27 protein-coding genes are annotated in these 25,768 nt (G+C 32.7%); 22 read left to right on the top strand and 5 right to left on the bottom strand.

Annotated elements, in window-relative coordinates:
• Positions 1-50: 50 nt before the first annotated feature.
• The 3 genes from LWW95_07375 (at position 51) to LWW95_07365 (ending at position 1,837) form a co-directional block, all read left to right on the top strand.
• Positions 51-392 (top strand): hypothetical protein, encoded by a 342-nt coding sequence (locus LWW95_07375; protein ID MDL1956849.1) that lies wholly within the window; start codon positions 51-53, stop codon positions 390-392.
• Positions 393-623: 231 nt separating this feature from the next.
• Entirely contained in the window at positions 624-1,433 is an 810-nt protein-coding gene (locus LWW95_07370) for a phosphate ABC transporter substrate-binding protein (GenBank protein ID MDL1956848.1), read from the top strand.
• Between the two features lie 17 nt (positions 1,434-1,450).
• Positions 1,451-1,837 (top strand): CBS domain-containing protein, encoded by a 387-nt coding sequence (locus tag LWW95_07365; GenBank protein MDL1956847.1) that lies wholly within the window; start codon positions 1,451-1,453, stop codon positions 1,835-1,837.
• Here the strand turns inward: LWW95_07365 and LWW95_07360 are convergent.
• On the bottom strand, positions 1,817-2,602 hold the full coding sequence (locus tag LWW95_07360) for a metallophosphoesterase (GenBank protein MDL1956846.1): 786 nt from the start codon (positions 2,600-2,602) through the stop codon (positions 1,817-1,819). The genes LWW95_07365 and LWW95_07360 overlap by 21 nt on opposite strands.
• Positions 2,603-2,713: 111 nt before the next feature.
• Between LWW95_07360 and LWW95_07355 the strand changes: the two genes are divergently transcribed.
• From LWW95_07355 to phoU, 4 genes are all read left to right on the top strand, one after another.
• Positions 2,714-3,388 carry a winged helix-turn-helix domain-containing protein gene (locus LWW95_07355; GenBank protein MDL1956845.1) on the top strand — a complete coding sequence of 225 codons (675 nt, stop codon included), beginning with the start codon at positions 2,714-2,716 and terminating at the stop codon, positions 3,386-3,388.
• Between the two features lie 142 nt (positions 3,389-3,530).
• A complete protein-coding gene (locus LWW95_07350; GenBank protein MDL1956844.1) occupies positions 3,531-5,129 on the top strand; it encodes a cell wall metabolism sensor histidine kinase WalK in 1,599 nt (532 codons plus the stop codon).
• A complete protein-coding gene (gene pstB, locus LWW95_07345) occupies positions 5,117-5,881 on the top strand; it encodes a phosphate ABC transporter ATP-binding protein PstB (protein ID MDL1956843.1) in 765 nt (254 codons plus the stop codon). The genes LWW95_07350 and pstB overlap by 13 nt, the downstream gene beginning before the upstream one ends.
• On the top strand, positions 5,881-6,534 hold the full coding sequence (gene phoU / locus LWW95_07340; protein MDL1956842.1) for a phosphate signaling complex protein PhoU: 654 nt from the start codon (positions 5,881-5,883) through the stop codon (positions 6,532-6,534). Before pstB ends, phoU begins: the two co-directional genes overlap by 1 nt.
• 22 nt (positions 6,535-6,556) lie before the next feature.
• Here phoU and LWW95_07335 read toward each other — a convergent pair whose 3' ends face one another.
• From LWW95_07335 to pstC, 4 genes are all read right to left on the bottom strand, one after another.
• Positions 6,557-6,997, bottom strand: a complete 441-nt coding sequence (locus LWW95_07335) for a PIN domain-containing protein (GenBank protein MDL1956841.1) — start codon at positions 6,995-6,997, stop codon at positions 6,557-6,559.
• Complete coding sequence (locus tag LWW95_07330) at positions 6,998-7,198, bottom strand: hypothetical protein (GenBank protein MDL1956840.1); 201 nt, start codon at positions 7,196-7,198, stop codon at positions 6,998-7,000.
• A 63-nt stretch (positions 7,199-7,261) separates the two neighbouring features.
• Positions 7,262-8,104, bottom strand: a complete 843-nt coding sequence (gene pstA, locus LWW95_07325) for a phosphate ABC transporter permease PstA (protein MDL1956839.1) — start codon at positions 8,102-8,104, stop codon at positions 7,262-7,264.
• Positions 8,101-8,985, bottom strand: a complete 885-nt coding sequence (pstC, locus tag LWW95_07320) for a phosphate ABC transporter permease subunit PstC (GenBank protein ID MDL1956838.1) — start codon at positions 8,983-8,985, stop codon at positions 8,101-8,103. The genes pstA and pstC overlap by 4 nt, the downstream gene beginning before the upstream one ends.
• Positions 8,986-9,127: 142 nt before the next feature.
• On the opposite strand from pstC, the gene LWW95_07315 reads away from it, so the two are divergent.
• From LWW95_07315 to ndk, 15 genes are all read left to right on the top strand, one after another.
• Complete coding sequence (locus LWW95_07315; protein ID MDL1956837.1) at positions 9,128-10,297, top strand: hypothetical protein; 1,170 nt, start codon at positions 9,128-9,130, stop codon at positions 10,295-10,297.
• Positions 10,298-10,400: 103 nt separating this feature from the next.
• On the top strand, positions 10,401-10,973 hold the full coding sequence (locus LWW95_07310; protein MDL1956836.1) for a cytochrome c family protein: 573 nt from the start codon (positions 10,401-10,403) through the stop codon (positions 10,971-10,973).
• 9 nt (positions 10,974-10,982) lie between these two features.
• On the top strand, positions 10,983-13,277 hold the full coding sequence (locus LWW95_07305) for a molybdopterin-dependent oxidoreductase (protein ID MDL1956835.1): 2,295 nt from the start codon (positions 10,983-10,985) through the stop codon (positions 13,275-13,277).
• 16 nt (positions 13,278-13,293) lie between these two features.
• The gene (locus LWW95_07300) at positions 13,294-14,058 is read left to right on the top strand and encodes a 4Fe-4S dicluster domain-containing protein (GenBank protein ID MDL1956834.1); all 765 of its coding nucleotides are present in this window, start codon (positions 13,294-13,296) and stop codon (positions 14,056-14,058) included.
• A 12-nt stretch (positions 14,059-14,070) separates the two neighbouring features.
• Positions 14,071-15,303, top strand: a complete 1,233-nt coding sequence (nrfD, locus tag LWW95_07295) for a polysulfide reductase NrfD (protein ID MDL1956833.1) — start codon at positions 14,071-14,073, stop codon at positions 15,301-15,303.
• A gap of 120 nt (positions 15,304-15,423) precedes the next feature.
• Entirely contained in the window at positions 15,424-16,524 is a 1,101-nt protein-coding gene (locus LWW95_07290) for a pilus assembly protein PilM (GenBank protein MDL1956832.1), read from the top strand.
• Entirely contained in the window at positions 16,521-17,078 is a 558-nt protein-coding gene (locus tag LWW95_07285) for a PilN domain-containing protein (protein MDL1956831.1), read from the top strand. Before LWW95_07290 ends, LWW95_07285 begins: the two co-directional genes overlap by 4 nt.
• A 2-nt stretch (positions 17,079-17,080) precedes the next feature.
• Positions 17,081-17,674, top strand: coding sequence for a type 4a pilus biogenesis protein PilO (locus LWW95_07280; protein MDL1956830.1), 594 nt, complete (start codon positions 17,081-17,083; stop codon positions 17,672-17,674).
• Complete coding sequence (locus tag LWW95_07275) at positions 17,671-18,054, top strand: pilus assembly protein PilP (protein MDL1956829.1); 384 nt, start codon at positions 17,671-17,673, stop codon at positions 18,052-18,054. Before LWW95_07280 ends, LWW95_07275 begins: the two co-directional genes overlap by 4 nt.
• Positions 18,051-20,192 carry a type IV pilus secretin PilQ gene (gene pilQ / locus LWW95_07270; GenBank protein ID MDL1956828.1) on the top strand — a complete coding sequence of 714 codons (2,142 nt, stop codon included), beginning with the start codon at positions 18,051-18,053 and terminating at the stop codon, positions 20,190-20,192. Before LWW95_07275 ends, pilQ begins: the two co-directional genes overlap by 4 nt.
• 3 nt (positions 20,193-20,195) lie before the next feature.
• Complete coding sequence (locus LWW95_07265; GenBank protein ID MDL1956827.1) at positions 20,196-21,038, top strand: hypothetical protein; 843 nt, start codon at positions 20,196-20,198, stop codon at positions 21,036-21,038.
• A gap of 11 nt (positions 21,039-21,049) precedes the next feature.
• The gene (locus LWW95_07260; protein ID MDL1956826.1) at positions 21,050-23,011 is read left to right on the top strand and encodes a hydantoinase/oxoprolinase family protein; all 1,962 of its coding nucleotides are present in this window, start codon (positions 21,050-21,052) and stop codon (positions 23,009-23,011) included.
• Positions 22,992-24,560, top strand: coding sequence for a hydantoinase B/oxoprolinase family protein (locus LWW95_07255; GenBank protein ID MDL1956825.1), 1,569 nt, complete (start codon positions 22,992-22,994; stop codon positions 24,558-24,560). Before LWW95_07260 ends, LWW95_07255 begins: the two co-directional genes overlap by 20 nt.
• 11 nt (positions 24,561-24,571) lie before the next feature.
• Entirely contained in the window at positions 24,572-25,339 is a 768-nt protein-coding gene (locus tag LWW95_07250; protein ID MDL1956824.1) for a DUF4412 domain-containing protein, read from the top strand.
• A gap of 9 nt (positions 25,340-25,348) precedes the next feature.
• Positions 25,349-25,762: a nucleoside-diphosphate kinase gene (ndk, locus tag LWW95_07245; protein MDL1956823.1), complete on the top strand. Its 414-nt coding sequence runs from the start codon at positions 25,349-25,351 to the stop codon at positions 25,760-25,762.
• Positions 25,763-25,768 lie beyond the last annotated feature (6 nt).

Genomic DNA, 25,768 nt, shown 5'->3' with positions numbered 1-25,768 from the left:
AAAAGGGAGGCAATTGCCTCCCTTTTTTATTTTAGCTAAAGGGGTTAAAGATGAATCAATTGTTTTTAGTATGCATAGCTTTTGCGTTTTTTATTGTTTGTCCTAGGATGGCAGGGATGACTTATATAATAACAAAGGCTACACAAACTAATATAATTCAAGTAGCTATTTTTGGAACTCTACTTTCTTTACCATTGATTATAATTATGGTTTTAATATTTAAAAAATATGGATTAATTGGGGGATTGGCATTTTGTGTTTTAACAGATCTTGGTGCAGCTCTTTTTATGAAAGAAATTAGTTTAAAAGCAGGATTAGAAACATTTATAGTTGCTTTGTTTGTGATTGTTGGTGTAAGAGTTGCTTCAATTATTTCAAATTATTTGCCATAAAGTATCGCTAGCCAGTTATGCACTATGTCACAATGTTGGAGGAAGAGATTTATTTACAAGAAGGTTAAATATGAAATTTTTTGTTGATAGATTTAAAGCAAGGATGCTTTTGCTAAATAATATGTTTATTTTTCTTGGATTTTTCTTTTAATAAAACTTCATAAATCTGTCATTATTTTGTCACAAATTTTCTTTAAAAAAATTTTAAAATAAATTTAAAAGGAGGATAAAATGAAACGGTTTTTAAGTATTTTTTTAATTTTATTTATTGCTCAAATTAGTCTTGCTGGAGAGATAGTAATAAAGGGCTCTACCACAGTTTTACCTATTGTGCAGGCAGTAGCTGAAGTTTTTATGAAGCAACATCCAGAAATAAAGATCTCTGTTTCTGGTGGTGGCTCAGGCAATGGGATTAAGGCATTAATAGATGGGACTTGCGATATTGCCGATAGTTCCCGTTTTATAAAACAAAAGGAGATAAAGATGGCTATTGCTAAAGGGGTTTATCCAGTGCCTCATCGTATTGCCCTAGATGGAGTAGTGCCTATTGTGCATCCATCAAATCCTATAGAAAATCTTACATTGGCTCAATTGCACGATATTTATACAGGCAAGATTAAAAATTGGAAAAAAGTAGGTGGATTTGATCACAATATTGTTGTCGTTTCTAGAGATACGAGCTCTGGGACTTATGAAGTATGGAGAGAAAAGGTGATGAAAAAAGACAGAGTAACTCCACGTGCCTTATTACAGGCATCTAATGGAGCAGTAATTCAAACAGTTGCTCACAATAAATGGGCAATTGGTTATGTTGGCATTGGTTATTTAAATAAACAAGTAAAAGCAATTAAAGTAGAAGGAGTAATGCCTACAAAAGACACAATTAGGATAGGAAAATTCCCAATTACCCGTCCATTATTTATGTTTACAAATGGTTGGCCTGAAGGTGAAATAGCTACTTTTATTAATTTTGTCTTATCTCCTATTGGGCAGAGGATTGTGGAGAAGACAGGTTATGTAGCCATTTACCCAGTGCAATAATTAAGATAGGGAATAAGATGAAGGTTAGTGAAATCATGATTACAGAAATCGAAAAAATTTCACCAAATGCCAGGGTCTCAGAGGCAATATCCTTAATGCTTAAAGAGGGGATAAGGAGTTTGATAGTTATACCGGAAAGTGGAGAAGATGTCTATGGAATTGTCACTGTAAGAGATGTAGTTTATAAGGTCTTGGCAAAGGGTCTAAACCCAAATGAAATGGAGGTCAAAAGCATTGCCACTAAACCCTTGGTTTCAATTGATAGCCATTACAATGTTACCCATGCTGCGAGTCTTATGGCAAATCTAAACTTAGCTAGATTGGTTGTTACCGAATTCGGAAGGATTGTAGGGATAGTCACACTTATGGATATTTTAAGGGCATCAGAAAGAGGTGTTCTTTAATGCCCTAAAACCTCTTAGTATTTCCCTAAATTTCTTATTTGTTACATCCACTTCTTTCAAAATAGCCATTTTATCTTGCTTGTCTGTGTGAATTGCAGGTATCTCTAATATGTTAAATGAAGGATAAGACCTACCCTTCAGCCTGCGAGATGTAGCTGTCCCTGCTGTGATAAGATAGGTATTCTCTAGCCTCCATGTCCAGGGCAAGTGCTTATGGCCTGAAAGAACAAAATTTACTCCCAACTCCATACAAATTTTTAGAACATCCCCTGCATCTGAGGGTATGTTTCTCTCCCTTCCTGTTCCAGGAATAGGAATAAGGTGATGATGCATGGCCAGTATTTTTACCTTGTTGTTTATTGATAATTTTTCTCTTATGAGTTCATAATTTTCCCGTCCTACATGTCCATCATCTACGTCTGGTTGACTGGAATCTATCCCCAAAATCACTACTTTCTCATTTTCATAGTAAGGGTATCTTGTTCCAAAAATTTCCTCAAAAATTATATATCCCTCGTTTCTTGCATCATGATTGCCTGGTACTATTATTTTATTCTTCACCTTTATTCTATCGATATATGTTTTTGCCAATTCATATTCATGGACATATCCATCATCTGTAAGGTCACCTGTAATGATAAGTATCTCTGGCATTTCAGAATTTAAAATATCAATAACATTTTCACCCCATTGTGAAACAAAATTTGGGCCTGTAATATGCAAATCAGAGATATGCGCTATTTTTATTTTTTCATCTTTGGTCATATAAGAAATCTAAATCTTCTTTGTTACAAAATGGTGACAAAATAATTAAGATTTTCCTAAAAATATAAACTATACTTGACCTCTAAATGATCTATGCTAACATTGATAAAAATGTCCACTATACTCGTCATTGAAGACGATAAAGATATTGCTAATTTAATTGCCTATCATTTGGAAAAAGCAAATTATAAAGTGATTATTGCCCATGATGGAAAAGAAGGGTTTTCTTTAGCAAAGAAGGCATTACCCACCCTTATTTTATTAGACCTTATGTTACCTGAGATAGATGGTTTAGAGATTTGTCGTATGCTCAAAGCAAATGAAGATACTAAAAATATTCCCATTATAATGGTCACAGCAAAGGGTGAAGAGGTAGATAAAATAGTGGGATTTGAACTTGGTGCAGATGACTATATCGTAAAACCCTTTAGTCCAAGAGAGCTGGTTTTAAGGGTAAAGGCAGTATTAAGAAGGCTCTCTCCACCTAAAGACAAAAATATTTTAGAAGCAGATGGATTAAAAGTAGATATAGATGCTTATAAGGTGAGCATTGATGGTGAACCTGTGCATCTGACCATAACTGAATTCAATTTATTAGTAACTTTAATGGAAAAAAGAGGAAGGGTATTTAGCAGAGAAATGCTTCTTGAAAAGGTTTGGGGATATTCCTTTGAAGGTTATGCCCGTACTGTAGATGTCCATATCAAACGTCTTCGGCAAAAATTAAAAGATAAGGCATATTTGATAGAAACAGTGAGAGGGGTAGGTTATCGTTTTAAAGAGTAAATTTGGTTTTAGAGAAAAACTGTTTTTATCTTTTTTGTGTTTATTAATTCTTTCCTTTACCATCACTTATATATATCTTGAGCTTGGCTTAAAAAAATATCTTATTACTCAATTGGAGCAAAAGCTTATAAAAGAGGCAAATTTGATTAGAAAAATTTTAATAAAAGAGAATTTAAAACTTAATTTTGACCTTGATTTTTTTGCTGATGAAATAGGAAAGGCTTTAGGGGTAAGGGTTACTATTGTTGATATTTCAGGAAAGGTTGTGGCTGATTCTGAAGTAAGTAGAGAAAATTTAAAATATTTAGAAAATCATAGCAATAGACCTGAAATACTAAGTGCTTTGAAAAAAAATATTGGAATAAGTAAGCGTTATAGCACTACTCTAAAACAAGAAATGCTTTATGTAGCCCTACCTTTAATCAAAAAAGAAAAACTGCTTGGTACAGTAAGGCTTGCTTTACCTCTGGTTGATGTTGAGAGAATAATCTTTCAGGCAAAAAGGATTGCTTTGATATCCCTTGGATTGGGTCTTTTAATGGCTATAATTATTAGTTTTTTACTTTCTCATAGTTTTGCTAGACCTATTAAAAAGATTACAGAAACAGCTACAGCTATGGCTAAGGGAGATTTTAAAAAGAGGATAGGCATTTATCCTAAAAATGAGATAGGTATACTTGCCTATACCATTGATGACTTGGCAAGGACGGTTGAGCAATACATAAGTCAACTAAATCAAGAAAAGGGTTATTTAGAGACCATTTTAAAAAGCATTTATGAAGGGATTGTGGTTACTGATAAAAATGGAGAGATTGTACTTTATAACGATACTTTTAAATTGCTTTTTCCAAAAGTAGAAATAGGGAAAAGTTCTATAGAAATTTTGCGGGATGAAAAATTAGTTAAGGGGATTGAGGAAGTAATAAAGGGAAAAGAAAGATTGTCTATAGAGCTTGTCCTTTTTCATCCTAAAGAAAGGGTCTTTGAAGTCCATCTTTGCGGGATAAAACATAATACAAAAACTATTGGTAGCATTGCCATATTTTATGATATTACCCATTTAAAGAGGCTTGAAAGGATGAGACGCGACTTTGTTGCCAATGTCTCACATGAATTGCGTACTCCTCTTACTAGCATCAAGGGATATGCAGAGACACTGTTATATGAAGAAGACATAGAAAAAATAAAAGAATTTTCCTCTATTATTCTAAAACATACAGATTTTTTAATTAAATTAACTCATGATCTAATTGAGCTTTCTACAATTGAAAGTGAGGGCTTTCGCCTTAAAAAAGAACATGTTTCTTTAAAAGAATTGATTGAAGAAACAATTGAGACATTTAAGGAGAAGGTAAAAAGAAAAGATATTAAAATTGAATTAAAAATAAAAGATACTCAAACTATATGGGCAAATGAAGAACGGGCAAGGCAGGTTTTTAATAATCTTATTGATAATGCATTAAAGTATACAGAAAAAGGTAAAATTGAAATAAACGCTGAAGAACAGGGTAGATTTATGATTATAAAAGTCAGTGATACAGGCATAGGTATTCCAAAAAAGGATTTAACTCGCATTTTTGAGCGTTTTTACCGAGTAAATAAAGAACGCTCTAGGGCATCAGGTAGTACAGGGCTAGGGCTTTCTATTGTAAAACATATTGTTGAGGCTCATGGTGGTGAAGTTTGGGCAGAAAGCGAATTAGGGAAAGGTTCCACATTTTTTGTTAAATGGCCAAGATGAAAATAAAGATAGCTACTGAAAATCTAAGCTTTTATTATGGAGATTTCTGTGCAATAAAGAATATTTCACTTAAATTTCCAGAGAATAAAGTTACTGCCTTAATTGGCCCTTCAGGTTGTGGAAAGAGCACATTTATTAGATGTTTAAACAGGATGAATGATTTTATTCCAGGGGCTAGAGTAGAAGGAAAAGTGCTTTTAGATGGAAAAAACATCTATGACAAAAATATAAATGTAACAGAGGTAAGGAGAAGGGTAGGTATGGTATTTCAAAAACCAAATCCCTTGCCCAAGTCTGTTTTTGAAAACATAGCTTATGGGTTGAAGATAAATGGATGGAGAAATAAGGCTGAGATTGCAGCCAAAGTAGAGGAAAGTCTTAAAGCAGTTGCCCTTTGGGATGAAGTGAAAGATAGACTTAAGAAATCAGCACTTTCTCTCTCTGGAGGGCAGCAACAAAGGCTTTGTATTGCTCGTGCATTAGCGATTGAGCCAGAGGTGTTGCTTATGGATGAACCATGTTCTGCCTTAGATCCCATTGCTACCCAAAAAATAGAGGAATTAATACATAAACTTAAAGAAAAATATACCATTATTATTGTTACTCATAATATGCAGCAGGCAGCTCGTGTTTCTGACTATACAGCCTTTTTTTATATGGGAAGTCTTATTGAAGTAGGCACAACAGAAGAGATATTTACAAAACCAAAAGAAAAACAGACAGAAGATTATATTACAGGAAGGTTTGGATAATGAGACATTTTCATGCAGAGTTAAATGATTTAAAGATGGATCTATTAAAAATGGCTTCTTTAGTAGAAAGAGCATTAAGAGATAGTTTAAAGGCATTTAATGAAAGAGATGAAACACTTGCCAAAAGAATAATTGAAGGAGATGAAAGGATAAATAGGCTTGAAGTAGAGATAGATAAACAATGTCTTTCTCTTTTAGCCAGATATCAGCCTATGGCCAGTGATTTGAGGTTTATTACTGCTGCTATGCGCATTAATTTTGATTTAGAAAGGTGTGGGGATCAGGCAGTAAATGTAGCAGAAAGAGTAATAGAATTGGTAAAGAGACCACCACTTTTTTGCTGTATGAATGAGTTACAATCCATTGCTGAGATAGCTATAGAGATGTTGATTGAAGCAGTCAATGCATTTGTTTATAAAGATGATAAATTGGCTATTGAAGTTTGTAAAAGAGATGATGAAGTAGATGAATTAAGGGATTATATATTTAGAACATTATTAGACTTTATGGTCACTCATAGTCCGGCTGTAAGGCGGGGAGCACATTTAATCATTGTTACCAGATGCTGGGAAAGAGTAGCAGACCATGCTACAAATATTGCTGAGCATGTGGTATTTTTACTTGAAGGCAAGATAATTAGGCATCAGTATTAAATTTTCTACTTCCTATAATTTCTTATTTTCCAGAGATTGCATCCTTAAACTTATCTACGGTATCAATCAGAATAATACCTTCTTTTTCACAAGCTTTTTCAAAATCCTCGTCTACAGAAATTAAATTTTTAATTCCATAATATTTACAAGTGGCTAAAATCAAAGCGTCATTTGGTTTTAGGTTATAAGTTTTTATAAATTCCTTTGCAATTGATAAAATATCAGCGTTTTCCGCAAAGACACAGCAGATGGAGAATAGCTCAAAAATATATCTTTCCGTAATATCAGGTGCTCTTTTTTTCTTATTTATCAACTGATAAACAGTCTCACTAAAAACAATACTGTTTATACCTAACTCTAATAAATCCACTCTAGTTATAAGAAATTTTACTAATTTTTGTGCTTCTTTGATTCCTTTACTTTTAAAGCCTTCTATTAGAACACTACTATCAATAAAAAACATCTAATCACCTTGGAGATATACTTCTTCCTCCGTCACATCTTCTACTTCAACCTTTCCCAAAACTTTATCCAAATTTTTTTTTAAAAATTTTACCTTCTCTTCTCTTTCAAGTTTTTCCAAAAATTCCTTTATAATGTCCATATTATCAATCGTAAATTTTCTTTCAATATTTTCTGGTACTTTTATAATAATCGTCCCCATCTTTTACACCTCCCTACTTGAACATACATTTTTATCTTTTTTCTTTCAAGGCTTAAGCTATCTTTAAAACTTCTTTCTAAATCTGATACGTAAAATAATAGCAGTTAGATTAAGCAGAAATACTAATGAAATTAATACAAGAGCAGTACCATATTGAATTGCTCTAGTTTCTTCAATGTGCGTGCCAGATGTAGCCAAAACATAGATATGATATGGCAGTGCCATCACTTCATCAAAGATAGTGCGAGGAAGCTTTGGGGTATAAAATGCGGCTGCAGTAAACATAATTGGGGCAGTTTCTCCTGCAGCCCGACTTATGCCTAAAATAGTGCCTGTTAAAATCCCAGGTAAGGCAGCTGGTAAGACTACTTTAAAAATGGTTTGCCACTTAGTGGCACCTAAGGCAAATGAGGCCTCTCTATAAGATTGAGGGACTGCTTTTAATGCCTCTTCTGTAGCTTGAATGATAATAGGTAATATTAAAACTCCAAGTGTCAAAGAGCCAGAGAGGATGGAAGAACCAAATTTAAAATAAACAACAAATAAGGCAAGTCCAAAAAGACCAAATATTATTGAGGGCACACCTGCCAGATTATTAATGCCTATACGGATGATATGCACAATTTTACCTTCCTTTGCATATTCAGAAAGGTATATAGCTGCCCCCACCCCTAAAGGAAATGCAAAGATAATTGCACCTAAGCTGAGGTAAAATGTGCCCACAATGGCTGGGAATATACCTCCCTTTGTCATTGCTTCTGTAGGAGGCTTTTTAAGGAAATCAAGGTTTATAACACTTATGCCGTTTTTAAAGATAAAAAATAATATTGAAAAAAGACCAAGACATATAATAATAGTAGCCAGATATATTAAGAAAAAGGCAAAAAATTGCCTTATCTTCCTCAAAGTGCTTCTCCTACCTTTTTATATTTTTGGGCAATATAATAAGCAATAAGATTAAAAATTAAAGTGAAGAAAAAGAGCACTAGACCAATAGCAAAAAGGGCATGATAGTGATCACTTCCAACAGGTGCTTCTCCCATTTCAGCTGCAATAGCTGCTGGCATAGGACGCACGGGATCAAAGATACTTTCTGGTATCCATGCAGCACCTCCTGCTACCATTAATACCACCATTGTTTCACCTAATGCCCTTGCTATGCCTAAAATAATAGCTGTCCCTATACCTGATAAAGCAGCAGGAATTACAACATGATAAATTGTTTCCCATTTAGTTGCCCCTAGAGCAAAGGAGGCTTCTCTTAACTCTGAAGGGACACTGTATAAGGCATCTTCAGAAATACTAGTAATTGTAGGAATAGACATCAATGCTAACATTAAGGCAGCATTAAAGGCATTTAATCCTGTAGACAAATTAAACATATTTTGTAAAAAAGGAGCTATAACTGTCATGCCAAAAAGACCAATTACCACAGAGGGGAGTGCTGCCAAAAGTTCAATAACAGGCTTTAATATCTCCTTTATAAAAGGTCTTGCCAATTCAGATATATAAATCGCTGAAAGCACACCTAAAGGGACAGCTATAAGGGATGAAAGGAAAGTTACTAACAATGAAGCTATAATTAGTGGCAAAATTCCAAAAGCAGGTGGTTCATCTGTAGGATACCATTCTTTACCAAATAAAAATGCTTTTAAAGAGACCTTTTTAAAAATGGGAAGACTTTCTTTAAAAAGGAAGATGACAATAAAGGCAAGGGTAGAAATGGATATAAAAGCCAAGAATAAAAATATGATTTTAATTATTCCTTCTTTTATCCTCACAGAAATAAATTATTAACACCTTTTGTTACAGTTTTATTACCAAATTATGACATAATTGTTATTTAAACTGTCATTATGATGTTTAAATATTGTTATTATTTTGTAAAAAATTTTGTGTATTAAGGCCAAAACTTCAAAGGAGGTCAAAATGAAAAAATTAATTTTGAGTTTCTTGCTAGTTTTTTTGTTAACGACTTCATTAAAGGCAGATATTAACCTACCAAAAGGGCTTAAAGGGGTTTCAATTGGGGCATTGTGGTATTTGGATTTTAAGGCTGGAGAAGATAAAAAAGGCAAAGATTATAGTGGGTGGAGCATTACCAGAGGTTATATAAATATAAAGAAGAAAATTACATCTTGGTTTTCTGCTCGTGTTACGCCTGATGTCACTAGGGATATCCATGGTGATGTAAAGGTAAGGCTAAAATATCTTTATGGAAGGATTTATTTTAAAGATTTTTTTATATTTACCAATAATTTTATAGAATTTGGTCAGATTCATTTCCCCTGGCTAGATTTTGAAGAACATGTGAATCCCTATCGCTGTCAGGGCACTATGTTTCAAGAAAGAAACCACATGTTTAATTCAGCAGACCAGGGCATTGCCTGGTTTGGATATTTTGGTGGGGAGATGGATAAAGAATATAAGGAAAAAGTCAATAAATATTATGCAGGTCGTTATGGGAGTTTTGCTTTAGGAGTATATAATGGTAGTGGTTATCATCAAGGAGAGAAAAATACCAATAAGGCTTTAGAAGCACGTATTACTTTAAGACCATTTCCTAATATTTTGCCTGGATTACAATTTACTTATTTTGGTATTTTAGCAAAAGGAAATCTTTCTGAAGAAGGGAAAAATTATAAAGGAAAAGATGTTTATTTTCCTGGAACTGATAATATAGCCAAAGGAGATCCACCTGATTGGTATGTAAATACATTTTTTATTAGCTATCAAGCACCTTCTTTTACTATCACAGCTGAATATGCTAGGGATAAAGGATGTCAAAATGGGTTTTATAAAGGAGATGATGGGAAACTTTACCGAGATGAAAGGCATAAAGAAGGTTTCTCTTTTTGGGGTATGTTTAGAATTCCATGGTATAAAAAAATTAGAGTTTGGGCTAGATATGATGTATGGGATCCAAATTTAGACGCAACAAATGATATAGAAAGAAGACTGATAAGTTCAATAAGCTATGATGTTTATAAGGATGTTTGGGGATGTATATTTTTAATTACTTTTGAAAAGCTTTGGCATGACAATCCAAATTATCAAGATGAACATTTTATTCAAATTGTCTTTCAGATAAAATTTTAATAACAAATATTCCCTTACACTTTTTTCTTGACAAATCTTTACAATAAGGGTAAATAAGCCTAAAATTATATGGTCTTGTTTAATACATTTTTAGGGGTTAAGGATGGGTCAAAATAATGAAAAAAATTTAGGATGGGCTCCTTTTGTTATAGGTTTTATCCTAGCATTTTGTGTGGGTTGGATCTTTTTTGGTAAACATTTTGCTGTTCCACCTCTTTATGGGAAATTACATCAGCCAGTTCTTTTTAGTCATGAAGTTCATACTGAAAGCGCAGGAATGACTTGTGAAGATTGCCATTACCTTGAACCAAATGGCACTTGGTCAGGTATACCAAGATTAGATAAATGTATAGAATGTCATGAAGAACCACAAGGAGAAACCAAAGCAGAAATAGAATTTATAAAAAATTATGTAGAACCAAGAAAAGAAATTCCTTGGCTTGTTTATTCAAGGCAACCTAAAAATGTATTTTTCTCTCACGCAGCCCATTTAAAAATTGCCCGATTTGAATGTAAAGTATGTCATAAAGATTTAGGCTATAATGATAAGCCACCTGTATATGTTTATTCAAGGCTTTCTAAATATCCTCAAAATTATGTCATTGTAATGGAAGATTGTATGAGATGTCATAAAAAATTTGATGCACCAAATTATTGTTTTACTTGTCATAAATAGGGAGGAGTCATGCTCACAAGACGTGATTTTTTAAAGTTTGTAGTTGGTGGTGCTGTAGGAACATTATTTTCTCCCCTCCCATGGAGAATGGCTGATGAGATGGTGCTATTCTCACAAACTTGGACTTATCAGCCTCCAAAAGGAAAGGAAAAGTGGGTTTATACTCTTTGCCAGCTCTGCCCAGGTGGATGTGGATTAAAGGTAAGAAAAATAGATGATCGTGTTGTGAAGATTGAAGGAAATCAATTAAATCCTGTAAATCGTGGTGGATTGTGTCCATTAGGAGCATCTAGTGTACAACTTCTTTATGGAGAACATCGGAGGGTAAAAAAGCCATTAAAACGAGTGGGTGAACGTGGAGAAGGTAAATGGGAAGAAATTGAATGGTCAACAGCATTAAATATTTTAACACAAAAATTGCAAGAATTGCGTATAAATGGTCATGGATACACAGTAGCTTGTCTTGATGGCTATAGAAATGAATTGGTTTCTGGCTTGATAAGAAGATTTTGTCAAGCTTATGGTACTCCAAATTATCTCACTATGCCTTCGGGAGATGAAACAACTTCTTTAGTAATAAATGCATTACAAGGGCATGAAGGTCATGTTGGATTTGATTTAGAAAATTCAGATTATATTTTAAGTTTTGGTAGTGGATTATTAGAAGGTTGGGGTGCACCTGTAAGAATGCAAATAGCTTATAGATATATTTATGAAAATCCGTTTAAACCCAAAGCAAAAATTATACAAATTGAGTCTAGAATGTCTGATACTGCAACTAGAGTAGATGAATGGGTAGGCATAAATCCAGGTACTGAAACAGCTTTGGCTTTAGGAATTGCGCATGTACTTATTAAACAGGGAATTTATAATCAAGAATTTATTAATAATTACACTACAGGATTTGACTCTTTCAAAAAACTTGTTCTAGAGCAGTATAAGCCAGAAAGAGTATCTAAAATTACAGGTGTAAGTAAAGAAGATATTATAAGAATAGCTAAGGAATTTGGTCAAGCAAAACGACCAATAGCAATATGGGGAAGAGGGAAGGGAGATATCCCTTGTGGACTTTATGAAATAATGGCTATTCATAGCTTAAATGCTTTGATTGGTAATATTAATCGTAAAGGTGGAGTAATCTGCTTTAATGACCCATCTGAAACTTGGTGGCCAGAATTTGGTTTAGATGAAATTGCTAAAAAAACATTAAGTGAACCGCGAATAGATACATCTAAGTTCCCATTGATAACTAGTCTATTGTATCGTTTTGCAGAAAATGTAAATAGTCAAGCTCATTATAAAATAAATGCTCTTCTGATATTTGAGGCTAATCCATGTTATGCTGCTCCTGATCCTGCACTTTTTATACAGGCACTTAAGAATATTCCTTTTGTAGTAACTTTTACTTCATTTTTGGATGAAACAGCAAAATATGCTGATTTAGTCCTTCCTGCAGCATTTTTCTTAGAAAAATGGGAAGGTATAACAACACCAAGAGGGCTTCAATATCCAATTTTTGGTATTTCAAAACCAGTACTCAAATCCCCATATGATGTGAAGCACCCTGCGGATGTGATTTTAACTCTAGCTAAAAATATAAAAGGAATAGCACAAGCTATGCCTTGGAGAAATTATAAAGAAGTGCTTAAAGCAGCAGTTAAAAAGCTTTACCAAAAGGGTGAAGGGAAATTGGCTGATAAAGAATATTCAGTTTCTTTGAATTTGAATGGTTCAAGTTTACCAGGTAGTTTTGAAGCGATGTGGGAAACTTTGAATAAATGTATTTGGTTTAATCCTAATGTGAAAAAGGAAGGTTTTAAAACTGCTTCTGGTAAATTTGAATTTTCTCCTAAGGAATTAAATTTATCTCATTATGAAGAATGGGAATTAAAAGGAGAAAAAGAAGAATTTCCTCTTATGTTAATCCCATCTGAAAGGTTAATGCTTACAGATGGATATTTAGGTAATGCTCCTTATATGGTGAAAGCATTACCTAATACTGTTCTTATAAAAAATGATTTAGTGGTAGAAATTAATCCTGCCACTGCTGCTAAATATCATCTTATAGAGGGAGATAAAGTTTTACTAAAAACACCTTTTGGAGAAGCAAAAGTTAGAGTACATATTTCAGAATTAATATTGCAAGATGTGATAGCAATTCCTATAGGGTTAGGACATAATGCTTATGATGAATATTTAGAAGGTAAAGGTATTAATGCCCATCAATTGTTAGGCTATGCAAAAGAGAAGTTAACTGGCATAGCCACTTGGGCATTGAGCAGGGCTAATTTGATAAAAATATAGGAGAGGAAAGTAAGCTATGCATGTAGAAAGTAGTCATGCTGAAAAGTATGTAATGGTAATTGATATTGATAAATGTACAGGTTGTGGAGCATGTGTTATTGCTTGTTCACAGGAGAACAATATACCAGTGCGGACAGATGAAACTGATAAGTATCGTAGTATAAACTGGCTAGTAATCTATAGGATAACTAATGGTGAACCTCCTCCTAAAACAAAAGTAGCCTATATTCCAAGACCTTGTATGCATTGTGATCATGCAATCTGTGTCCATGTTTGTCCAGCTCAAGCAACAGACAAGGATCGTATAGGGGTTGTAAGCCAGATTTATCCACGCTGTTTTGGTTGCAGATATTGCATGGCAGCTTGTCCTTATCATGCCCGTGTGTTTGGATGGTGGGATCCTGTGTTTCCAAAAGGGACAGAAAGGGGATTAAACCCAGATGTTTCAACAAGAATGAGAGGTGTGGTAGAAAAATGCTCTTTTTGTCATCATCGTTATCAAAAAGCACGTGATAAGGCAATTGCAGAAGGAAGGGTAATATTAGAAGATGGAGAATATATTACTGCTTGTGCTGAAGCATGTCCTACAAAGGCAATTTATTTTGGTAATATAAAAGATCCTAATAGCAAAGTAGCAAAATTGGTTAAAAGTCCATTTGCTTTTAGATTACTTGAAAAGTTTGGAACAGAACCAAGTGTTTATTATATAAGCCGCCAAGAATGGGTAAGGCGGCAGGCAGATTATTATTTAGAAGGAATACATAAAAAAGCTCATGAATAAAGGAGAGGAAAAATGGATGCTGCTTTAATCCCTCCAGGAGTAAAAAGGTGTAGTTTTAAGAAATTTTTAATATGGATAGCTTGTGTATCTGTTGTGCTTGCTTGGGGTGTTTATGCAATGATTTTGTGTTTTGCTAAAGGTCTGAATCAGACAAATCTTAATGATTATTTTGGATTCGGTCTTTGGATTACATTAGACTTAGCAGTAATTGCATTAGGTGCTGGCGCCTTCTTTTCAGGGTTTTTGCGCTATATTATAGGTATAGATGAATTAAAAAATATTATTAATTTAGCTGTTATTGTGGGTTGGATTTGTTACGGTAGTGCTTTAATGATATTAGGACTTGATGTAGGACAGCCATTGCGAGGATGGCACATCTTTTGGTACGCAAATGTGCATTCTATGCTTACTGAAGTAGCCTTTTGTATTAGTACATATTTCCTAGTTTTATGTATAGAATATTTGCCTATTATTTTAGAAAATCCAGAATTAGATAAGAATAGATTTATTCATATTTTTAGCCATAATTTACATGAGTATATGTACATTTTTGCGGCAGTTGGTACATTTCTTTCTTTCTTCCACCAAGGTTCTTTAGGTGGCGTGTTTGGCGTACTATATAGCCGTCCTTTTGCTTTCAGGGAAGGATTTTTTGTTTGGCCTTGGACATTTTTCCTCTTTATTCTTTCTGCTGTTGGCTCTGGCCCGGCATTTACTCTATTGATTGCATGGACACTTCAAAAAGCCACAGGAAGAAAACTAGTTAAATATAATGTACTTGAACTTATGGGTAAAATAGCAGGAATAATGCTTTCTATTTATTTGGTATTTAAACTTATTGATACATATTACTGGGCAATTCATATTTTACCTGAAAAAGGAATGACCATAACACAGTGTTATCAGGGATGGTTTGGCCCTTATGGTTTATGGTTATTAGTGGCAGAATTGGGTATATTTGGTATTGTTCCAGCTTTGATCTTGATTTCTCCTTTACGTAAAAAAGAATTTTTCCTTATTATAGGTGCATTGTTTGATTGTATAGGGATTGTTATCAATCGTTTTGTCTTTACAGTTCAAACATCAGCTATTCCTACTTATCCTTTTGATAAATGGGTTGTTTATAGCCCAAGCTGGCAAGAATGGGCAACAACCATTATGGTTGTAGCTTTAGGTATTTTAGTAATTTCATTGTCCTATCGTTATTTGCCTCTTTTCCCTCAAGAAAAGGAGCTTAATCCTTAATAAATAGCCCTGGTAATATTACCAGGGCTATTTATAAAAACCGGACATTGTCTTTGCCTTTTCCGAAAATAAGAAAAAAATGTTGACTTATTTGCCATCTTATGGCATGAGATATTGAAAATGAAAGTCTTTTCAGGTTGGCGAACACTTTTAAAACCTGTTTCTTTAAGCACTTTACTTAAAGGCTTTGCTAAAAAGCCCCTGATTGGAATAGATTTAGGACGACATACTGTTAAAATCCTCCGTTTAGGACAAAAACAAAATGAATTATTGGATTTTGGAACATATATAATGCCTCCAGAAACTTGGATTGATGAAGGTAAAAGAGATGAATATGCCTTAACTGCTTTAAGTACACTTAAAGAGCAATTGAAAATAAAACAAAAAGAGGTAGCTATTTCTTTGCCTGCTAAACACGTAATCACTAAAAAAATAGAATTACCGTTAATGAAAAAAGATGAATTAGACAAAGCTATATTGGTAGAAGCAGAACAATATATACCTTATAACTTAGATGAAGTAAATTTAAGTTATCAAATAATTTCAGAAGATGAAAAAGAAAAGAAAAAAATGGAAGTTCTTATTGCTGCAGCAAAAAAAGAAATTGTAGAAAAATATGTTGCTATTTTGACAGAAGCTGGCTTTACTCCTTATGTGCTTGATGTGGAAAATTTTGCTTTAGCTAATGCCTATGAAGTTTGTTATGGAAAAGATGAAGAGCCAGTAGCCTTAATAGATCTTGGTGCTAGTAAAATGAATATTTTAGTATTAGTAAATAATATGCCTGCCTTTACACGTGAAGTGCCTTCTGGTGGTATTTATTTGACCAGACAGATTCAAGAAAAGTTAAAGATGGAATTTCAAGAAGCAGAAAAGGTTAAAATTGAAAGTACTTCAGATGAGAATATATTAAAAGGATTAAAAGAAGCATTTTTAACAGTTACTAATGAATGGCTACAGGAAATAAAAACAGCTTTAGAATTTTTTGAACAAAATTCTGGTACAAAGATTAAAAAAATTATACTTTGTGGAGGTTCTTCAAAGATTGTTGGTTTTCAGGAAGCAATGTCTAAGTTTTTAAATAAAGAAGTTTATAATTTTAATCTATTTGGAAAGATTCATTATAATGTTGAACGTTTTGATCCGGCTTATTTGGAATATTGGAGTATGCAAGCGCCTGTAGCTTTTGGACTTGCTTTAAGAAATAAAGTTGAAACATGATTAGAATAAATCTTTTACCTGTTAAAGAAGTTAAAAAATACCCTGAAATTAGACAGGAACTTTCTATAGTTGTTTTATCTTATGTCCTTATTAGTCTTATTTTTCTTTATACTTTTATTAGTTTAAATAGTCAAAAGAATGAATTTAAAAAAGAATTGCAAACTGTACGTACAGAACTTCAAAAGTATAAAGATACGGAGAAAAAACTTGCCAGATTAAAAAAGGAAAAAGAAATTGTTGAAAAAAAGATAAAAATTATTTCCAACTTGGAAAAGGAAAGAGGAAAAGTAATAAAAATTTTGAATATTTTGGCTAAAAATTTCTTAGCAGATAAGATGTGGCTTGAAAATCTTAAACTAGATGGTAATAAGCTTCATATTAAAGGCATAGCTTTAGGAAATGAAGCAGTAGCTGAGTTTATGGAAAAGTTAAAAGAATCAAAATATTTTCAAACTATTGAATTAATTAAAACAGTGAAAAAGGAAATTCAAGGATTTAATTTAACGAGCTTTAGTTTAGAATGTAAAATTCGACCTGTTGAGAAAAGGGTTTAAAAATGTTAGAAAAACTTGAGGAAATTCCAAAATCAAAAAGATTTGCTCTCTATGCAATGATTCCAATACTTGTTGTTGTGTTGTTTTGGAATTTGTTTTATTCTCCTACTAAAGCAGAAATTAATCGATTAAAAAATAATTTAAAGCAAGAAAAGCAAAAATTAGAAAAATTAAAATTAGCTCAAAAGCGATTAAATAAATTAAACAAAGAAATAAAAGAAATTCGACAAAAGTTTCTTAGGTTAAGTCAATTACTACCAGAAGAAAAGGAAATTCCTGATGTTTTATCTGATGTAAATGCTTTAGGCAATGATACTCATTTAGATTTCCTTTTATTTGAGCCACAAAAAGAAGTAGCAAAAAATTTTTATGCTGAAGTGCCTATTCGTTTATTAGTAGAAGGAGAATATTTAAGTGTAAAATCGTTTTTAGAAAGGATTTCTCAATTGCCAAGAGTAGTAAATGTTTCCAAACTCGATTTAGGAAAACCTAAAGTTAAAAAAGATAAAATCATATTAAAAGCTGAAATGCAACTTGTTACTTATAGGTTTCTTTCTACTCCAAAATCTACACAAAAGAAAGGGCGAAAGAGATGAAATGGATAAGTATTTTAATGATTTTTGCTTTAACTAATATAGTATGGGCTGAAGTGGATCTTTTTAAACCTTTTATTAAATTAAGGAAAGAAGTAGAAACACAACCTAAGTCTTTATTGCCTCTTCAGAGACTAAAACTCTCTGAAGTAAGCTTAAAAGGTATTATTTGGAATCCGCGTAAGCCTTTAGCTTTAATTGAGGATTCGTTAGGTAAGGGTTATATATTAAAAAAAGGAGACCTAATTGGTCTTACTGGTCGAGTAAAAGAGATAAGAAAAGATAAGGTAATAATTATAGAAAAATATATTGATGTATTTGAAGGAGAAAAAACTAGAACAGTAGAATTGTCTTTACCTAAAAAGGAGGCAGTTTTACCATGAAAAAAATAAGTTTTATATTATGTCTATTTTGGTTAACGAGTATTTTCCAAGCCTATGGAGAAACCATAGGAATAATAGGTATTAGGACGGAAACTAAAGGAAAACAATTAAAAATTCAGCTTATTGCTGATGGTTTAATTCCAGATTATAATTCTTTTAGTCTTTTAAAACCTGCAAGATTGGTAATAGATTTTCCATTTTTAAAATGTAAAATCCCTCGTATAGTTCCATTAAACAATGCAGTTTATCCACGTTTAAGATGGGCCTTTTTTAAAGGAAATTTACGTTTAGTTATAGATTCAAACTTAAAAGAAATTCCACCTTATCAAATTTTAAGTAAGAAAAATATATTGGAAATACTTTTACCACTCGAAAAAGCTGTTTTGCCAATTGCTAAAATAAAAGGAATAGACTTTGAACAAATTTCACCAGGAAAATGTCGATTAGTTATTACTAGCGATAGGAAAGTTCAATATGAAGTATTTCATCCTAAAAGGCGGATAATGATATTACAATTAAATAATGTTAAAGCGCCTCCTTACCTTTTAAGAGAGTTAGAAACTGAACATTTTTTGTGTGGAATTAAACGTATTTTGCCCTATACTATTGATGAAAAAACTATTGCTGTTGAAGTAAGGTTTAAGGAAAGAATCCCCTTTAAAATTGTAACCACCCCAGAACATCTTTATTTGACATTTAAGAAACCTTTAGTAAAAGAAGAAAAAATCAAATTAGTAAAAAAAGAAAAATTGCCAAAAGTTAAACCAAAAAAAGTTATAGAAGAAAAAAAGCCTGCAGTTTCTCCATTTATTGAAAGAAAGACAACTACGTTTGAAATCATTTTTCCAGGCACAGTGGAGGTTTTTAGAGGGGAACCTATATCTATGGATTTTCAAGATGCTGATTTAAAAAATGTTTTCAGAATTTTAGCTGAAGTAAGTGGTTTTAATATTGTTTTAAGTGATAAAGTAAAAGGAAAAGTTACTTTAAAATTAGATAATGTACCTTGGGATCAAGTTTTAGATTTACTTTTACAAACTTTTAATCTTGGTGCAATAAAAAGAGGAAATATTTTACGTATTTTGCCTTTGGATGAATTAAAAAAAGAACAAGAAAAACTTATTCAAGCTCAACGAGCATTGCAAAAAAAAGAAGAATCTGAACCATTAATTACAGAAGAAATTCAGGTAAATTATGTTAAAGCATCTGATTTAGTAAAACAATTAAAAGATATTAAAAGCCCACGAGGAAAGGTGACTTATGATGAAGCAACTAATCGTATTATTATGACAGATGTTAAAAGCTGTTTAGAAAAAGCAAAAAAATTAGTTCGAAGTTTAGACATTGCTCCGAGGCAAGTGATGATTGAAGCAAGAATTGTTGAAGTGAGTATGAATTATTCAAAAGAATTAGGTATTCAATGGGGAGGTGATTATCTTCATCAGAGTAGTACAACTTCTTTAATAGGTTGGCGAGGTGGAGCAGGTGCAGGTGATGAGTTTGAGTTTGAAAATGCAATAACAGGTAGTTCTTGGTCAGGAGATATTCCCTTAGTAGTCAATTTACCTCCAGCTGGTACTTATGGTGGACTTGGTGTTACATTTGCTCGTTTAAGCCGTACAACCACATTGGTATTGGACGCAAAACTCCAAGCAATGGAAAGCGAAGGAGAAGGTAGAATTATTTCTGTTCCTAAAGTAATTACGATGGATAATCAAGAGGCTGTTATTTCTCAGGGATTAGAAATTCCTTATCGTAGTGTTTCTGAAATGGGTACTTATACAGAGTTTAGAGAAGCTGTTTTAAAATTAACTGTAAAACCACATATTACACCAGATAAAAAGATCCGAATGGATATTGAAGTACATAAGGATAGTGCTGGTGAAATCTTGCCTGGTATGGATGCAATTCCTATTGAAAAGAAAGAGATTACTACTACTCTTTTGATAGATAATAATGAAACAGTTGTAATTGGTGGTATTCTCTCTGAAGAAATTCATAGAGGTGAGCAAAGAGTACCATTCTTTTCAAAGATTCCTATCTTTGGTTTACTTTTTAAAAATCGTAGCGAAACAAGTCAAAAAAGGGAACTTTTAATATTCATTACACCGAGAGTTCTGACTCCTATGGGGGTTTAAAAAGTGGAAGTCATTTATCAAGGTAAAATTCCAATGAAAGTTGGTTTTTTCTTCTCTGGTGGTGCTAGTAGCCTTAAAGCAGCTTATAAAAGTGAATTGCATGGAAAAAAATATGAAATTGTATTTGCTTTTACTGATAAGCCGCAAGCAAGTGGGATTAAATTTTGCCAAGAAGTAAATTTACCTGTTATTATTAATAATTTTAAAGAATTTTGCCAAAAAAAAGGTATTAATCCTCGTGACTTAAAACAAAGAAAAGTATATTTTGAATATGTTTTAAAACAAATTGAATCTTTTAAAGTTGATGTTATTGGTCTTTCTGGTTTTATGCTTATTGTTACAGAACCATTATTATCAGTATATAAAAATCGTATTTTTAATATTCATCCATTTCGTTTAGATATTCTTAGCGGACCAAATGTGGAACGATTAGATGTAGGTGAGCTTATGCCAGAAGAGGTTGAAAAACTTGTTCGTCTTAATCAGCTAGAACGTAAATATAAAGGAGAAGATGCTGTCTATGATGGTATGATTTGTGGAGAACCTTATGCTCAATCTACTCTTCATATTGCTACAGCAGTATTTGATGAAGGGCCTATTTTAGTAATGTCAAAAAAGGTTTATTTTGACCAAGAATGGGTAAAAAGATGCTTAAAGATGCGTAACTTTAGACCATTAAGAGCTAAAGCAGATAGTATACAGGAACAGATGAAGTGGGAATGTGATGGACCTGCCTTTATTAAAGGACTTGAATTAGCTGCTGATGGACGTTTAGCAATAGATGGATTTAAGGTTTTTTTAGATGGCCATCCTCTCCCCTATAAAGGTTATCAGTTGGAAAGCTAAACCTTTGCTTCATGCGGGTAGCAGTAGATACAGGTGGAACTTTTACTGATGTTGTTTTTTTAGAAAAAAATTATCTTTATATTCAAAAAGTTTCTTCTACACCATCTGAACCTTCTCAAGCAGTCTTAAATGCCCTTTCAATTTGCCCAAATCACGCTCAAGAACTTATACATGGTACTACCATTGCTACTAATGCTTTTTTAGAAAGAAAAGGGGCAAAGACAGCTTTAATTACTACTGCTGGTTTTGAGGATATTCTTTTTATTGGTCGTCAGGCAAGACCAAAACTTTATGATTTTAATGTAGAAAAACCAAAACCTTTTATTGCTAAAGAACATTGTCTTGGCATTAAAGAAAGAATATGTATAGATGGTAATATCTTATTAAGACCTGAAAAAAAAGAGTTAGAATATTGCGTTTCTTTTTTAAAAAAAGAAGGTATAGAAAGTGTTGCCATCTGTTTTTTACATGCATATCTTTATCCTATTCATGAGAAATTAGTAAAGGAATTTATTTTAAAAAATCTAGACCTTCCAATAAGCATTTCTTCAGAAATTTTGCCTGAATTTAGAGAGTTTGAACGTGCTTCCACTACAGCCATAAATGCCTATCTTACTCCTCTTATGTATTCTTATTTAAAAACACTTAAAGAAAAACTTAAAAACATTAAACTTAGAATTCAGCAATCTAATGGTGGTTGGCTTACAGTAGAAGAAGCTTATGAAATGGCAGTCCATACAGTGCTTTCTGGACCAGCAGGTGGTGTTAATGGTGCTATTTATTGGGCAAAGAATTTTGGTGAAAAAAAGATAATTACTTTTGACATGGGAGGTACATCTACAGATGTATGTCTTGTAGATGGAAGATTACCTTTTACCAAAGAATATATATTAGATGGTTTTCCTTTAAGCTTACCTGTTGTTGATATTCATACAGTAGGCGCTGGAGGTGGTTCTATTGCTTATTTAGATGCAGGTGGGGCATTAAAAGTAGGTCCACAAAGTGCTGGGGCAGATCCAGGACCTGCATGTTATGGAAAAGGAATGCAACCAACTGTTACTGATGCCAATCTTATTCTTGGCCGTTTACTGCCTGACAAATTTTTAGGTGGTAGAATAAAGCTAGATAAAGAACGAGCTATTAAAGCTATTTATCCATTAGCTAAGTCACTTAACTTAAAAATAGAAGAAATAGCATTAGGGATTATTCAAGTAGCCAATATAAATATGATAAAGGCTTTAAGAGCCATTTCTTTAGAAAGAGGATTTGATCCTAAATTTTTTACCCTTATCTGTTTTGGTGGAGCTGGAGGGCTCCATGCTTGTGCTTTAGCACGTGAATTAAATGTAAAACAGACTATGATACCTAGAGTAGCTAGCGTACTTTCTGCTTTAGGTCTTTTAGTAGCTGCTCCTATAAAAGATTTTTCACGTACTGTTTGGATAGATGTAAATAAAGATACAGAAAAAAAACTTAAAGAAATTTTTAATAATATATTAGAAGAAGCTATAAATAAAGCAAAAAATGCTGGATTTAAAAAAGAACTTTTAAACTGGGAATTTTTTTTAGATATGCGTTATTGTGGTCAAGGTTATGAAATTACAGTTCCTTATAATTCTTCTTTTATTGAAACATTTTATAAGGAACATAAACGCTTTTTTGGACATTTTTATGAAGATTTTCCATTAGAGATTGTAACAGTGCGTTTGCGTCTTAAGGTTAAAGAAGAGGAAATAAAATGGAGTTTGCCAGAGCCTACTTTTGCTCCTTATGAGGAAACAAAAGTTTATACAACATCTGGTTGGCTAAAGGTGCCAATAATACCATGGGATAATTTAAAAATAGGTGATAAATTTAGAGGTCCTGCTATTATCTGGGAACCTTTTAGTACTGTGTGGGTAGAACCTGATTTTAATGTAGAAGTAAAAGAGGATAGAACACTTTTTTTAAAATATGTCACAACAGGCTATTGAATTAGAAATTTTTAACAAAATGCTTGCTAGTATTGCTGAAGAGATGGGAATTGTGCTAAGAAGGTCTGCTTTTTCTCCTAATATTCGAGAAAGAAGGGATTTTTCTTGTGCTATTTTTGATAAAGAAGGTGAATTAATTGCTCAAGCTTCTCATATCCCTGTTCATCTTGGAGCAATGCCACTTACTATGAAAAAAATTCTGCCACAATTTAAGTGGGAGGCAGGAGATATAGTTATTACTAATGATCCATTTCAGGGTGGAACTCATCTTCCAGATATTACTCTTATAAAGCCTATATTTGTAAACCAACAATTATATTTTTTTCTTATTGTTAGAGCTCATCATGCTGATATAGGTGGAGAATATCCTGGCTCAATGGCTGTTACAGACCATATTGAAAAAGAAGGTGTTTTAATAAAACCAACAAAAATTATAAAAAAAGGAAAAATTAATAAATTATTTCTTGAAGAATTATTAAAAAAATTGCGCAATCCTTTAGAAAGAAAAGGAGATTTAAGAGCACAATTAGCTTCTCTTGAACGGGGAGAAGAAAGGCTTCTTAATATTGTTGAACGCTATAGTTTGGAAAAAGTTCTTGAGATGTCAAATGCTTTAAAAAAATACACAGAAAAAGCTATGCACAGCTTGATCACACATTTACCTCAAGGTCAATATAGCTTTGTTGATTATTTAGATGATGATGGATTTGGTAAAAAAGATATTGCTATTAAAGTTAATGTTGAAATAAAGGATAAAATAATAATTGTTGATTTTTCTAAAAGTGATAATCAAGTAAGAGGAAGTGTTAATGCACCTAGGGCTGTAACAGAAGCAGCTGTTTATTATGTCTTTCTTTCTTTATTAAATACTTTAGGAGATTATCCAATAAATCAGGGTTGTTTTTCACCAATCAAAATTTTGACAAAACCTGGCACAATAGTAGATGCAAAATATCCAGCAGCTGTAGCAGCAGGTAATGTAGAAACTTCTCAAAGGATAGTAGATGCATTGCTTGGAGCGTTAGCTCAAGCTATGCCTGATTTAATCCCAGCAGCTAGTTGTGGCACTATGAATAATATTGCTATTGGAGGTATTCATCCAAAAACAAATAAGGTATTTGCTTATTATGAAACTATAGGTGGTGGTATGGGAGGAAGACCTAAAAAAGATGGATTAAGTGGAGTACATACTCATATGACAAATACGCTTAATACTCCTGTAGAGGCAATTGAACACGATTATCCATTTCTTATTGAAGCTTATTATTTGCGTAAAGGTTCAGGAGGTAAAGGATATTTTCAGGGAGGGGATGGGCTTGTAAGAATATATTATTTTCTTTCTCCTTGCACTGTAACTATTCTTTCAGAACGTCGCTGTTATGCTCCTTATGGACTTAAAGGTGGTAGTGCAGGAAAACAAGGGGAAAATATTGTTATTTCTGGGGAAAAAGAAATAAAATTACCTGGAAAAATAAATTTTGAAGTAAGAAAAGGTGATAGATTAATTATTAAAACCCCAGGAGGCGGAGGTTGGGGAAAAAGAAATTAGGAGGGAGAATTATGAAGAAATTTTTAATTTTAGTGATATTTATGTTTTTATTAAGTTCACAAGCCTTTGCAGATTTAACACTTAAGTATGTAGGAAAGGGTATATTTTCTGATGAAAGTATGATTATGTTTTTTAGTAAAAGCGCAATGCGTACTGATGCAGGTAAAACTAGTATGATTTATAGAGAAGTGCCAAAAAGAGAAATGATTATAATTAACCACCAAACAAAGGAATATTTTGTAATGGATGAAGCTTATCTTCAGCAAATGAAAATGATGATGGAACAAATGATGGCTCAAATGCCACCAGAAGCCCAAGCAATGGCAGAAACTATGATGCAGAATCAAAAAAAGCTTCATCCATGTGAACATGGAATAGTAAAAGGGAAAGAAAAAATAAATGGGATTTTGACTACAGTAATTGAAGGGTGTGAAATAGATATAAATGGCCATAAAGAACAGGCTAAATTTTGGGTTGCGGAAATTAACAGTGCAGGGATAAAAGAAAAAGACTTTGAAATTTGTTTCCATTTTGTTGATTTTTATACTCAGTTTTATCCAAATTTTTTAAAACAAATAGATATAAAATATATTTCTAATGAAGATGAATTTCTTCGTTTCGGAATAAAAAAGCCATTATTAGTAAAACAAGCAGTTTTCAAAAATGGAAAAATAGCTGGAGAAATTTTACTTATCAATATATCTAAAAAACCTATCCCTTCATCAATTTTCAATATTCCTGCAGGATATAAAAAGATGAATATGGCTATAACACAATAGGAGGGAAAAATGGAAAGAACACTTGTACTTATAAAACCAGATGGAGTTGAGCGCAATTTAATCGGAGAGATAATTAAAAGGTTTGAAACTGCTGGTTTTAAAATAATAGGTTTAAAAATGCTCCATTTAAATAAAAAAAAGGCAGAGGCTTTTTATGCTGTTCATCAAGGAAAACCTTTTTTTGAAGAATTAACTGAATATATGAGTTCAGGACCTATTGTAGCTATGGTACTTGAAGGAAAAAATGCAGTTTCTAAAGTAAGAGAAATTATGGGAGCAACTGATCCAAAGGAGGCTGCACCAGGTACTATTCGTGCAGACTTGGCTTTAAGCAAAGGGAAAAATACTGTACATGGTTCAGATTCTCCTGAAAATGCTACTATTGAAATTGCCTTTTTCTTTGGACAGCACGAATTAATATAATTAGAT

Source organism: Candidatus Desulfofervidus auxilii, assembly GCA_030262725.1.
Lineage (GTDB): Bacteria > Desulfobacterota > Desulfofervidia > Desulfofervidales > Desulfofervidaceae > JAJSZS01.
Note: the sequence above shows the minus strand (reverse complement) of the source record. Positions and strands in the feature narration are given on the sequence as shown.

Coding starts and splice junctions, on each gene's coding strand:
- LWW95_07370 (MDL1956848.1), top strand. CDS start 624: ATGAAACGGTTTTTAAGTATTTTTTTAATTTTATTTATTGCTCAAATT.
- pstB (MDL1956843.1), top strand. CDS start 5,117: ATGGCCAAGATGAAAATAAAGATAGCTACTGAAAATCTAAGCTTTTAT.
- LWW95_07375 (MDL1956849.1), top strand. CDS start 51: ATGAATCAATTGTTTTTAGTATGCATAGCTTTTGCGTTTTTTATTGTT.
- LWW95_07285 (MDL1956831.1), top strand. CDS start 16,521: ATGATTAGAATAAATCTTTTACCTGTTAAAGAAGTTAAAAAATACCCT.
- LWW95_07330 (MDL1956840.1), bottom strand. CDS start 7,198: ATGGGGACGATTATTATAAAAGTACCAGAAAATATTGAAAGAAAATTT.
- pilQ (MDL1956828.1), top strand. CDS start 18,051: ATGAAAAAAATAAGTTTTATATTATGTCTATTTTGGTTAACGAGTATT.
- LWW95_07355 (MDL1956845.1), top strand. CDS start 2,714: ATGTCCACTATACTCGTCATTGAAGACGATAAAGATATTGCTAATTTA.
- LWW95_07290 (MDL1956832.1), top strand. CDS start 15,424: ATGAAAGTCTTTTCAGGTTGGCGAACACTTTTAAAACCTGTTTCTTTA.
- phoU (MDL1956842.1), top strand. CDS start 5,881: ATGAGACATTTTCATGCAGAGTTAAATGATTTAAAGATGGATCTATTA.
- LWW95_07360 (MDL1956846.1), bottom strand. CDS start 2,602: ATGACCAAAGATGAAAAAATAAAAATAGCGCATATCTCTGATTTGCAT.
- LWW95_07315 (MDL1956837.1), top strand. CDS start 9,128: ATGAAAAAATTAATTTTGAGTTTCTTGCTAGTTTTTTTGTTAACGACT.
- LWW95_07305 (MDL1956835.1), top strand. CDS start 10,983: ATGCTCACAAGACGTGATTTTTTAAAGTTTGTAGTTGGTGGTGCTGTA.
- LWW95_07275 (MDL1956829.1), top strand. CDS start 17,671: ATGAAATGGATAAGTATTTTAATGATTTTTGCTTTAACTAATATAGTA.
- LWW95_07255 (MDL1956825.1), top strand. CDS start 22,992: ATGTCACAACAGGCTATTGAATTAGAAATTTTTAACAAAATGCTTGCT.
- LWW95_07250 (MDL1956824.1), top strand. CDS start 24,572: ATGAAGAAATTTTTAATTTTAGTGATATTTATGTTTTTATTAAGTTCA.
- LWW95_07335 (MDL1956841.1), bottom strand. CDS start 6,997: ATGTTTTTTATTGATAGTAGTGTTCTAATAGAAGGCTTTAAAAGTAAA.
- LWW95_07280 (MDL1956830.1), top strand. CDS start 17,081: ATGTTAGAAAAACTTGAGGAAATTCCAAAATCAAAAAGATTTGCTCTC.
- nrfD (MDL1956833.1), top strand. CDS start 14,071: ATGGATGCTGCTTTAATCCCTCCAGGAGTAAAAAGGTGTAGTTTTAAG.
- LWW95_07310 (MDL1956836.1), top strand. CDS start 10,401: ATGGGTCAAAATAATGAAAAAAATTTAGGATGGGCTCCTTTTGTTATA.
- ndk (MDL1956823.1), top strand. CDS start 25,349: ATGGAAAGAACACTTGTACTTATAAAACCAGATGGAGTTGAGCGCAAT.
- LWW95_07260 (MDL1956826.1), top strand. CDS start 21,050: ATGCGGGTAGCAGTAGATACAGGTGGAACTTTTACTGATGTTGTTTTT.
- LWW95_07365 (MDL1956847.1), top strand. CDS start 1,451: ATGAAGGTTAGTGAAATCATGATTACAGAAATCGAAAAAATTTCACCA.
- LWW95_07300 (MDL1956834.1), top strand. CDS start 13,294: ATGCATGTAGAAAGTAGTCATGCTGAAAAGTATGTAATGGTAATTGAT.